The sequence below is a fragment of the Alistipes sp. dk3624 genome, assembly GCF_009557455.1.
Taxonomy (GTDB): domain Bacteria; phylum Bacteroidota; class Bacteroidia; order Bacteroidales; family Rikenellaceae; genus Alistipes_A; species Alistipes_A hominis.
The window spans coordinates 59,133-70,527 of record NZ_CP045651.1 but is presented as its reverse complement, the minus strand read 5'-3'; the positions used below and the strand labels follow the sequence as shown (position 1 = coordinate 70,527).

The window sequence follows — 11,395 nt, the reverse complement described above, 5'->3', positions numbered from 1 at the left end:
GTACCGCGTCTATTTTACGGCGATCACATCTATCTCGACTTTTGCGCCTTTGGGCAGCGCCGCGACCTGATAGCACACCCGGGCCGGCATCTGCCCGGTGAAGAATCGAGCGTAGACTTCGTTCATGGCCCCGAAATTGCTGATATCGTCGAGCAAAACGGTCGATTTGACCACGTTGTCGAACGAGCATCCGGCTTCGGCGAGGATCGCCCCGATGTTGAGCAGCGATTGTTCGGTCTGCCGGGCGACCGTATCGGGCATCGTACCGCTGATCGGATCGATCGGGAGTTGGCCGGAAACGTAAACCGTCCCGTCCGCTTCGACGGCTTGGCTGTAAGGGCCTACGGCCTGCGGGGCCGCCGCGGTTGCAATAACTTTTTTCATGGCTCTGTAATTTATCGGTTATACTGTCGTGCAAATTTAAAACATCATCCGGAATCCGGACGGGTTCTCGGAAATTATTATTAGCTTTGCTTGCCGTTTTTTCGGAGGGTATTTTTAACAATTACAAATAAAATCAACTTATTATGAAAACCGCACGTTTGATTCTCGCAATCGCTCTCGCCGTTTCGGTTACGGCCTGCTGCTCCTGTCGCAAAGGAAAAAAGAATGCCAAACCCCTGACCGAAACCACCTGGGCGATGGTCGAATGGGAAGGACAGCCGTTCAAAGCCGACAACAACTATACGTTGGTATTCAGCAAAGAAAAAGGCCGTTTCGGCGGACGCGGCGACTGCAATTCGATCATGGGCAATTACACGCTGTCCGACAACGGCAAAATCAAAATCGAATCGGTCGCTTCGACGCGCGCCATGTGTGCGAATCAGGCTCAGGAAGACAAATTCATCAAAGAACTCGACCGGGTGGATTCTTACCGGATCGACGGAGACCTGCTGATGCTGATGCACGACGGCGAAATGCTGATGGTGATGCAGGCGCAGGACACGACGATGAAATAAACGGAAACAGGAGAATACCTGCTAAAAAAAACGGATGCGCCGTTCCTCGGGACGGCGCATCGTTTTCCTGGTATTCCCGGCGCGTTTTTTGCGAATTGATTCCCCACGAATCAATCATCCATCCATGAACGCACTGCAAAATAAGACCAAGGCCCACCTCGGCCTGATCCTGGCCAATCTGGTCTGGGCGATGAATTACCCGTTTTACAAGATGATTATGCCGCAATACATGTCGCCTTACGCACTGGCGACCCTGGCGGTAAGTATCGCCGCGATCCTGGCTCTGCTGTCGTTCTTTTTCGTTCCGGTCGAACGGGTGCAACGCAAAGGAGACATCGTAAAATTCATCGGGGCAGCCGTACTGATGGGCGTCGCAAAAAAACTGTTCCTGATGGTCGGCATCCAGCATACCAGCCCGATCGACGCCTCGATCATCGCCACGCTGGGGCCGATCCTCGTACTGGTGATCTCGGTATTTTTCCTGATCGACCGGTTCACTCCGATGAAAATCGTCGGCATGGTGATCGGCCTGGCCGGCGCGCTCGTGGTGATTCTCAGCAACAGCGGCACGACGGCGGCGACGGCCAAACTGGGCGGCGACGCGATCGTCTTCCTCGGCATCGTCAGTTCGTCGTTCTCGATGGTATGGCTCAAAGACCTGATCATGCGCTACAAACCGATCACCCTGTTGCGCTGGATGTATCCGCTGGCCGCGCTGATGCTGCTTCCGTTCGGACTGAGCTCGGTGATCCATACCGATTTCGCCGCCATCCCGCCGCACATCTGGTGGGTAATCGCCTACGCCGTCCTGCTCCCGAGTTTCGGACCGAATTACCTGCTTATTTTCAGTCTGCACTACGTCAAACCGACGATTAGCAGCGTCTATTTCTACCTGCAACCGGTCATCGCGACCGGGCTTTCGGTCGCCCTCGGCATGGACAAACTGTCCTGGGATCGTGGACTCGCCTCGATCGCGGTTTTCGTCGGCGTACTGCTGGTAGTCAACGCATATAAAAACCATCCGTCGGCCCCGCGGCACGGCGGGGAGTGAACCCGCCGGCAGAACCGATTTCGCATAATCCCGGGATATTATTGACAATCTGCCAAAAAATAGCTATTTTTGCAGATTATTGCAAAAGTCAAGTTATCGAAACATGGGCAGTTCAAAATTCAAAGAGTATAAAGGACTCGATCTATCGCAGATCAACCGGGAAATTCTCGAACAGTGGGACCGCAACGACGCATTCCACCAGAGCATAACGACCCGCGAGGGACATCCGACGTTCGTCTTCTACGAAGGTCCTCCGTCGGCCAACGGAACGCCGGGGATCCACCACGTCATGGCGCGTACGATCAAGGACATCGTCTGCCGCTACAAAACGCAGCAGGGTTTTCTCGTACACCGCAAAGCGGGATGGGACACGCACGGACTGCCCGTCGAATTGGGCGTCGAAAAGAAGCTCGGCATCACCAAAGAGGACATCGGCACGAAAATTTCGATCGAGGAGTACAACCGCATCTGCCGCCGCGAGGTGATGACCTATACCGACATGTGGGAACGGCTGACCCGCGACATGGGGTACTGGATCAACATGGACGACCCGTACATCACCTACGACAACAAGTACATCGAGACGCTGTGGTTCCTGCTCGCCGAGTTGTACAAGAAGGGACTGCTGTATAAAGGATATACGATACAGCCCTATTCGCCGGCCGCCGGCACGGGGCTCAGCAACCACGAGCTGAACCAGCCGGGCTGCTACCGCGACGTGAAGGACACGACTTGCACGGCGCAGTTCCGGATCGTTCGCAACGCGAAAAGCGAGCCGTTGTTCGAAGGGGTCGAAGGGGCGCCGCTGTACTTCATGGCGTGGACGACCACGCCGTGGACGTTGCCGTCGAATACCGCGCTGGCCGTAGGGCCCGCAATCCGTTACGTAAAAGTAGAGTCGTTCAATCCGTATACGGCCGAACCGATCACCGTTATCCTGGCCAAAGAGCTGCTGCATAACTTTTTTCCGAAGAAAAACGAAGAGTTGCCGCTGGACGGTTACGGCGGGGACGGCAAAAACATTCCGTACCGGGTGATCGGAGAGTACATGGGCAAAGACCTCGCCGGCGTCGAATACGAACAACTGATCCCGTGGATCAAGCCGGACGGCGACGCATTCCGCGTCATCACCGGCGACTTCGTGACGACCGACGACGGCACGACGGGAATCGTGCACATCGCTCCGACGTTCGGCGCCGATGACGACCGCGTAGCCAGGCAAAACGGAATCGCCCCGCTGATGGTGACCGACCGCGCCGGCAAACGCCAGCCGATGGTCGACCGTACCGGGAAATTTTTCCTGATCGCGGACCTGGATCCGGAGTTCGTGAAAACCCATGTCGATACGACTGCCTACAAAGAATACGAAGGCCGTTTCGTCAAAAACGCTTACGATCCGAAGCTGACGGACAACGATCCGACGCTCGACGTCGACCTGTGCATGAAGCTGAAATTCGAGAACAAAGTATTCAAGATCGAAAAGCACACGCACAACTATCCGCATTGCTGGCGTACCGATAAACCGGTGCTGTACTACCCGCTGGACTCGTGGTTCATCAAAACGACGGCCGTCAAAGACCGGCTGATCGCGCTGAACGAAACGATTAACTGGAAACCGGCCAGCACCGGTTCGGGACGTTTCGGCAAATGGCTCGAGAACCTTGTCGACTGGAACCTGTCGCGCTCACGGTATTGGGGCACCCCGCTGCCGATCTGGGCGACCGAAGACCACAGCGAACTGAAATGCATCGGCTCAGTCGCCGAGCTGAAAGCCGAAATCGACAAATCGGTCGCCGCCGGTTTTATGACCGAAAACCCGTTCGCAGGTTACGTCGAAGGCGATTTCAGCAAAGAGAATTACGAAAAATTCGATCTGCACCGGCCCTATGTGGACAACATCGTGCTGGTATCCGACAAAGGTGAAAAGATGGTGCGCGAGAGCGACCTGATCGACGTGTGGTTCGATTCGGGGGCCATGCCCTACGCCCAGGTGCACTATCCGTTCGAGATCGGCGATGCGGAGTTCCGAAAAGTATATCCGGCCGATTACGTAGCCGAAGGAGTGGACCAGACGCGCGGCTGGTTCTTCACGCTGCATGCGCTGGCCACGATGTTGTTCGACAGCGTGGCGTTCAAAAACATCATTTCGAACGGTCTGGTGCTCGACAAGAACGGCAACAAGATGAGCAAGCGCCTCGGCAACGCCGTCGATCCGTTCGAAGTGCTCGAAAAATACGGGGCGGACGCGGTACGTTGGTACATGATCTCGAACTCGCAGCCGTGGGACAACCTCAAGTTCGACGTGGAAGGCGTGGACGAAGTACGGCGCAAATTCTTCGGAACGTTGTACAATACGTACAGCTTTTTCGCGCTGTACGCCAACGTGGACGGATTCACCGGCCGCGAACCGGAAGTGCCGGTCGAAAAACGTCCCGAGATCGACCGCTGGATCATCTCGCTGCTGAACACGCTGGTCAAAGAGGTAACGGACGCGCTCGAAAATTACGATCCGACGCCGGCGGCTCGCGCCATCCAGGAATTCGTCGGCGAAAACCTGTCGAACTGGTACGTGCGCCTGAACCGAAAACGTTTCTGGGGCGGCGAACTTTCCGAAGATAAACTGGCCGCTTACCAGACGCTCTATACCTGTCTGGAGACCGTTTCGCAACTGGCTGCGCCGTTCGCGCCGTTTATCAGCGACCGGATCTTCACCGACCTGAACGCCCTCAGCGGACGCCACTGCGATGCGTCGGTACACCTCAGCGCATTCCCCAAGGCGAACGATTCGCTGGTAAACAGCGACCTGGAAGAGAAAATGGCGCTCGCCCAGAAGGTATCGTCGATGGTGCTGGCGCTGCGCCGCAAGGTCAATATCAAGGTGCGCCAACCGCTGAGCAGGATCCTGATCCCGGTGCTCGACCCTGTGCTGAAAGAGCATATCGAAGCCGTCAAGAATTTGATCCTGAACGAAGTGAATATCAAGCAACTCGAATTCATCGAAGACACAACCGACGTAATCACCAAACGGATCAAGCCGAATTTCAAGACGTTAGGGCCTCGGTACGGAAAGCAGATGAAACAAATTTCGGCGCTGGTCGCCGGATTCTCGCAGGCCGACATCGCACAGTTGGAACGCACCGACTCGTGGACGGCCGAAATTGACGGCGTGAAGATCGAAGCCACGGCCGCCGATTTCGACATCACGTCGGAGGACATGCCGGGTTGGCTGGTCGCCGCCGAAGGGAAACTGACCGTCGCGATGGATATCACGGTAACCGAAGAGCTGAAGCGAGAAGGAATGGCACGGGAATTGGTAAACCGTATCCAGAACATCCGAAAAGAGAGCGGGTTCGAAGTCACGGACAAAATCCGGATAACGATCGGCAAGAACGGTCAAACCGACGGAGCGGTCGAATCGTACGGCGATTATATCGCCGCGCAAACGCTGGCGGTAAGTATTTCCTCAGCCGATTCGATAACCGATCCCGACACGCAAAACATCGAGTTGGACGATTTGACAGTCAGCATATTGGTCAAAAAAGCATAACCTGCGGACGATTATTTTCCGGGGTTACCGCCAAAAACTTTTGCCGATTCGTAAATTAATATTATTTTTATACATAAACCAAAAACTTTAGGGCCATGTCTGAAAATGAAAAAACACGGTATTCCGACGAGGAGCTGCAGGAGTTTAAGCAGATAATACTGGAAAAATTGCAAAAGGCAAAGGCTGACTACGATTTGCTGAGATCGACTATTACGCACACCGCAAGCAACGATATCGAGGATACCTCGCCGACTTTCAAAGTGCTCGAAGAGGGTGCCGCCACGTTGTCGAAAGAAGAATCCGGACGCCTTGCCCAACGGCAGCTAAAATTTATCCAGCATTTGGAGGCAGCGCTCGTCCGCATCGAGAACAAAACCTACGGCATCTGCCGCGAAACGGGGAAGTTGATCCCGAAGGAACGCCTGCGTATCGTACCGCACGCCACGCTGTGTATCGAAGCCAAAGGCGAGCACAAATAGCAATCACGAGGGTAGGGCGGAGGCTTCCTCAGGCCGTACCGGGGTCGAATTTACTAACAAAGAAGAGGGCGCGTCCCTCTTTTTTAACGCATATGCCGAGACAAATTACGATTTACACCGACGGCGCCGCACAGGGGAATCCCGGACGCGGCGGATACGGGGTAGTCCTGCTGAGCGGCCCGTTCCGCAAAGAACTGAGCGCCGGCTACGCCCATACGACCAACAACCGGATGGAACTGATGGCCGTCATCGCGGGGCTCGAAGCGCTCCGGTACGACCAGTGCGAAGTGACGATTTACAGCGACTCGCAGTATGTCGTCAATTCAGTCGAAAAAGGCTGGGTTTTCGGTTGGGAACGCAAAGGTTTCAAAGATAAAAAAAATGCCGACCTGTGGACGCGGTTCCTGAAAGCGTACCGCCGCCACCGCGTTCGCTTCGTCTGGGTGAAAGGACATGCCGACATTCCCGAAAACGAACGCTGCGACCGACTGGCCGTCGCGGCGGCATCTTTGCCGAACCTTCCTCCCGACACGGGGTACCGCCCCGAAACCTGAACGACCGCACGAAACGACCGGTGCGAACTGCGATAAAATGACAAAAAAAGGCAAAGAAAACCGTTTTATTTTTGGTTTAAAGAAAAATCTGTCTATCTTTGCACCACCAAAAACGGAGATTCAGTAGCTCAGCTGGTAGAGCACAACACTTTTAATGTTGGGGTCCCGGGTTCGAGCCCCGGCTGGATCACAGAAACGCTGGACAGAAATGGACAGTAAATGTACAACTCCTACAATATCAAGGTATTGTAGGAGTTTTTCTTTGTATAATGTCTGTGACCTAAGACACGAAAAGGTCACAAAATGACACACTTTTGTGACCAATTCATGACCTGTCCACCCTCTAAGATTTTAGGTCACGGAATGTCCAAAATTGGCGGTTTGTTGTCTTGATTTGTCCGTACTGCAAATATCTCATTTTCAGTTTATCAATTTAAGTTTGTAACTAAAAAAAGAGATTATGAGAAGTACTTTTAAGCTACTCTATTTCGTCAAACGAAATGCAGTAAAGAAGAACGGTAACGCACCGATTATCGCACGTATCACTATCGACCAAGTTGTAGCCCAGTTTAACACCAAACTGGAAATAAATCCGGCTCACTGGAGCGTGGAATTAGGCAAGGCTTCCGGCAGAACCGCAGAAGCCGTACACATCAATTCCATGCTGGAAAGTATTCGCAGCACAGTTCATCAACATTACCATGCGTTAATGGCGCAAGACGGATATGTAACCGCAGAACTGGTAAAGAACGCTTTTTTAGGCAAGATAGCAAGAGAACGGACTTTGATAGAGTTCTTCAAACAGCACAACGAGCAGTATTTACAAAAGGTCAAAATGAATACCACAGACAAAACCTATTCACGTTATGAACTGACAAAGAAACGGCTTATCGAGTTTATGAAGTTCAAGTACTCCGTTTCCGACATGCTCATAAAAGATATAAATGTGGTATTCATTGAAGATTTCCTGCTGTATATCAAGAACAACTACGGATGTAGCCATAATACGGCTATGAAGTTCGTACAACGCTTTCGCACGGTGGTAAACTTTGCCAAGAATACGGGTTTAGTGACTGCCGACCCTTTCGGGAGTTATCGGGTAAGGTTTGAACGTACCGATAGGGATTATCTGACTATGGAAGAAATTACCGCTATTTACAATCACGAGTTCAGCACCAAGCGACTGGAACAAGTGCGTGACTTGTTTATTTTTAGCTGCTATACGGCACTTTCTTACATTGATGTATGCGAACTAAGACAAGAGAACATTCGCACCGGATTTGACGGTAATTTGTGGATTATACGGAAAAGACACAAAACAAATGTTACATCTACCGTCCGATTGCTGGATATACCAAAAGCCATATTGGAAAAGGACAAAGACAAATTGCCAAACGGTAAGATTTTACCAGTTATCAGCAATCAGAAAATGAATGATTACTTAAAAGAAATCGCAGCCATTTGCGGAATTGAAAAGACCTTGACCTACCACGTTGCAAGACATTCGTGTGCGACTTCGGTGCTGCTTGCCAATGGTGTTCCCATTGAAACGGTATCTAAGATTTTGGGACATACCAATATCAGAACCACTCAAATTTATGCGAGGATTACCAATTTGAAAGTAAGTAGCGACATGGAAATATTGGCTCAAAAGTTGGATGTTCCACACAGGACTGCCAGCCGATGAAACTATGTTATCGTCAGATAACAGCAAGGTGTGATTTGTGGCACACAAATCACACCTTGGGCAAATTCACTCCGAAGTCGTTTGCCAATAGAAGAAAGAGATTCCCCAACTAAAGATTTTTTCGCTCGTCGGGATGGGTGGTCCCGCCCCTTGCCGCTGGGCGTTCCCCGACCGATGAGTTTATTTTTGTAATTCTGCAATCTTGTTTTATTGAAATATTGATAGCTTGATTGATTGAAAGCAAGATTTCAATATGGCAATATTGAATGAAAACAATAAACCATTCAATATTGATTGAAATACTGAATGGTTTATTTATTGCAAGAACATAATTACTTGCGAAAAGAAAAAAATATTATTTGCTATCATCTTTGTCCATACGCTTAATCAGACAATCTTGCAAACGGGTAAGATATGCCGTCCGGTCTTTCTTCCGTTCTTTCATGGCAATATAAGCAGCATAATAATCCCCTAATTCCACTTGAAACACTGTGCCGAGAAAGTTCATTATTTCTTTAATTTCCACATTTCCATTGTTAATGTCCCCCGAAGAAACAAGAGAATAACCCAATTCTATAAGAAAAACTTTTTTACCCGTGAAACGAAAAGGACATTTCGTGCCTTTTTGCAGGTTATCTTCTACAAGATTATCGGTTTCCAGTTTAACTAACCTCTTATTTAAATAAATACGTAACATCTCATTGGCTATAATTTTTGCGACCTTGTAATCATATCCAGTTGAGAATTTTGGATCTTTGTCAAGTTGTACGCTATCCGTACATAATCTTAAATCAGCCTTTCCACGAACAAAATAGTATTCATCATATATGGTTGAATGTGAACGATAATACTGATAAAAATCTAAATTCCTATTGAAGAAATAGGTCAGATTGTCCAATTCCTTATTAAGATAGCTTCTAACGGCTTCATTACTACCATTAGGACATTGCGTTTCTATACGATATATTTTATGAAAATACAATAATCGACCAAGTATTTCCGGCTTCTGGGACTTAAAGAATGATATTTCATCTTCCTTAGTAGGGAAAACATAAGTTTGTAATTGATTTCTTAAATCATTCAATACGTCTTGTAACCGATGCACCATTGAAAGAGAAGTCGGAATAATATCATAACCGTAGAGGTCAATTTCATCTATTTCTGAATCTATTAGAACTAATATTTGGGAAAGTTTCTCTTTCATCTGTAATTCTTTTGTAAGTCATCCACCTTGCTAAAATCAACAGCAAGGTGGATTCTCAATTATTACAAGTAATCTTCTCGTTGAGGAGTGAACACATCAACAACCTCACCACCTTCAATAACTTCAAACGAATGGGGCGTGTTCCCCGGAATAGCATAGCTATCGCCTGCATGAAGCAATATATCAATATTTTCTTCCGGTATTTCCACTTTCAATCGGTATTCACCTGAAATAACATAGCCGCATTGCTCATGCGGGTGTTGATGCGTTGTGGCGAAATTACCTTTTACATAATTCATCTTGGCTACCATTGACTTTTCACCAATTGCCAAAGAATCCAATGAAACACCTTTAAATACTTTTTTCAAGGCATCTTTTTTGTGTACCACAATTTTTATCTTTGTCATCTTTCTACTTTTTAGATTAATTGCTTTTTCGTTATTTGTTTTCAATATGTTTTCATTAAAAGGACAACTACATAAATTAGCTACATTCAAAACGAATAATCTACTAAGCATAAATATTGTCGATTTATATTGTCAGCTCCATTTGAATATCACCTCTTTCATAAGCAGGATGATATTCAGAAAGTTCTTTAAATCCTATCTTTTTGTATATATGAATAGCAGGTTTTAACAGTGTGTTGCTTTCAAGGAATAATTTCTTGGCTCCAAGTTCTTTTGCCTTATTTACAGCAGCCTTACATAACAGAATGCCAATACCTTTCCCTTGTGCTTTTGGACTGACAGCAAGTTTTGCCAATTCGTAATCAAATATTAAATCATCCATTTTACAGAGAGCACATACGCCAACTGGTTCGTTTTTGTAAGTCGCAACAAAAATATATCCACCTTTATCAATAATATTTTGTTGAGGATAATCAAGATATTCCAAATCATGTGCTTCTAAACGCCAATGGGCAGTTATCCAATTCTCATTCAACGATTTGAATATAGCTTGAAAACTTGGGGTATAAGAAACTATCTGTATATCATGGCTTTCTCTTGCCTTTTTCGCCTCTTTCACCCGTTGAAATAAACTTTTCTCAGAAAGTAATTCTTCCCATTCTTCAATAGCTCTCCATAAATCATTACGTGTTTCTTTTGATATATTCTCGATTGCGGTTGCTACATCAGAGCATTGCGTAGATAAAATATCTGCCATTTCTTTTCCTTTATCAGACAGAACAATAACATTTCTTCTTTTGTCTGTTTTGTCCGTTATTTCTTTTATTAGCCCCTTTGCATCCATTTCTTTTACAATATTACTCACTGACGGGTGAGTATGACCTATTTCTTTGGCAATACCCGTTATCGTCTTAGCTTCTCCATCAGATAATACAAAAAAGACGGGAAACCATTTAGGTTTTATATCCACATCATACAATTGATAAATTTGAGATGCGTCAGCTGTAACCTTATCGGTAAGCATACGTAATCTGCTACCAATAGCCATTTTACCTGTTTTTTCAAAAAATCCCATATTATATGTTATTAAAAACGTAATTGATTACACAAAAGTATAAAACAAACTTTTATCTGCAAAAGAAATACAGAAAATATTTTTCTCTCTTGGCAAGTAATAAGTTTATTTTGAGAATTTATGCCTACAAATTTTAGTGCAAGGTGCAAGTATATATTTATATATATAGCTTGCACCTTACACTAACCTTAGAATGTTTATTTTCAACGGTTTGCAAAATTCAAAAATAATGCGTACATTTGAACCCAAGATGTTGGCAGACAGACACCGGACAAGAGCAGACAGTTTTTAAGGACTAAAGCGTGACGGATGCAAAGCCAAAATTTCCGAAAGTACTGATATTGAGGAAGAAATAACGTTTGGTTCATAACCCAGGCGGATCACAACTTAAGCAAGCCTTAGGAAGAAAAATCAAGCAAAATCCTCACAACA

General features: G+C 47.5%; 10 protein-coding genes and 1 tRNA gene. 7 read left to right on the top strand and 4 right to left on the bottom strand.

Annotation, left to right across the window (positions count from 1 at the left end; translation table 11 throughout):
* Positions 1-9: 9 nt before the first annotated feature.
* Entirely contained in the window at positions 10-384 is a 375-nt protein-coding gene (locus GFH31_RS00330; RefSeq protein WP_055204093.1) for a RidA family protein, read from the bottom strand.
* Between the two features lie 143 nt (positions 385-527).
* On the opposite strand from GFH31_RS00330, the gene GFH31_RS00325 reads away from it, so the two are divergent.
* From GFH31_RS00325 to GFH31_RS00295, 7 genes are all read left to right on the top strand, one after another.
* Positions 528-959, top strand: a complete 432-nt coding sequence (locus GFH31_RS00325; RefSeq protein WP_101570694.1) for an META domain-containing protein — start codon at positions 528-530, stop codon at positions 957-959.
* Between the two features lie 124 nt (positions 960-1,083).
* Positions 1,084-2,010, top strand: a complete 927-nt coding sequence (locus GFH31_RS00320; protein ID WP_172970765.1) for a DMT family transporter — start codon at positions 1,084-1,086, stop codon at positions 2,008-2,010.
* Positions 2,011-2,113: 103 nt separating this feature from the next.
* On the top strand, positions 2,114-5,557 hold the full coding sequence (gene ileS, locus GFH31_RS00315) for an isoleucine--tRNA ligase (RefSeq protein ID WP_153498042.1): 3,444 nt from the start codon (positions 2,114-2,116) through the stop codon (positions 5,555-5,557).
* Positions 5,558-5,652: 95 nt separating this feature from the next.
* The gene (locus tag GFH31_RS00310; RefSeq protein ID WP_055204085.1) at positions 5,653-6,036 is read left to right on the top strand and encodes a TraR/DksA family transcriptional regulator; all 384 of its coding nucleotides are present in this window, start codon (positions 5,653-5,655) and stop codon (positions 6,034-6,036) included.
* A 92-nt stretch (positions 6,037-6,128) separates the two neighbouring features.
* On the top strand, positions 6,129-6,590 hold the full coding sequence (gene rnhA / locus GFH31_RS00305) for a ribonuclease HI (RefSeq protein ID WP_101570697.1): 462 nt from the start codon (positions 6,129-6,131) through the stop codon (positions 6,588-6,590).
* A gap of 117 nt (positions 6,591-6,707) precedes the next feature.
* Positions 6,708-6,780, top strand: a tRNA-Lys gene (locus GFH31_RS00300).
* Positions 6,781-7,050: 270 nt separating this feature from the next.
* The gene (locus tag GFH31_RS00295; protein WP_118656565.1) at positions 7,051-8,277 is read left to right on the top strand and encodes a site-specific integrase; all 1,227 of its coding nucleotides are present in this window, start codon (positions 7,051-7,053) and stop codon (positions 8,275-8,277) included.
* A gap of 355 nt (positions 8,278-8,632) precedes the next feature.
* Here the strand turns inward: GFH31_RS00295 and GFH31_RS00290 are convergent, their stop codons facing one another.
* The 3 genes from GFH31_RS00290 to GFH31_RS00280 form a co-directional block, all read right to left on the bottom strand.
* Entirely contained in the window at positions 8,633-9,481 is an 849-nt protein-coding gene (locus tag GFH31_RS00290; RefSeq protein WP_118458654.1) for an RteC domain-containing protein, read from the bottom strand.
* Between the two features lie 62 nt (positions 9,482-9,543).
* Positions 9,544-9,888, bottom strand: a complete 345-nt coding sequence (locus tag GFH31_RS00285) for a cupin domain-containing protein (RefSeq protein ID WP_253906318.1) — start codon at positions 9,886-9,888, stop codon at positions 9,544-9,546.
* A gap of 124 nt (positions 9,889-10,012) precedes the next feature.
* Positions 10,013-10,963 carry a GNAT family N-acetyltransferase gene (locus GFH31_RS00280; RefSeq protein ID WP_101570705.1) on the bottom strand — a complete coding sequence of 317 codons (951 nt, stop codon included), beginning with the start codon at positions 10,961-10,963 and terminating at the stop codon, positions 10,013-10,015.
* Positions 10,964-11,395: the final 432 nt, after the last annotated feature.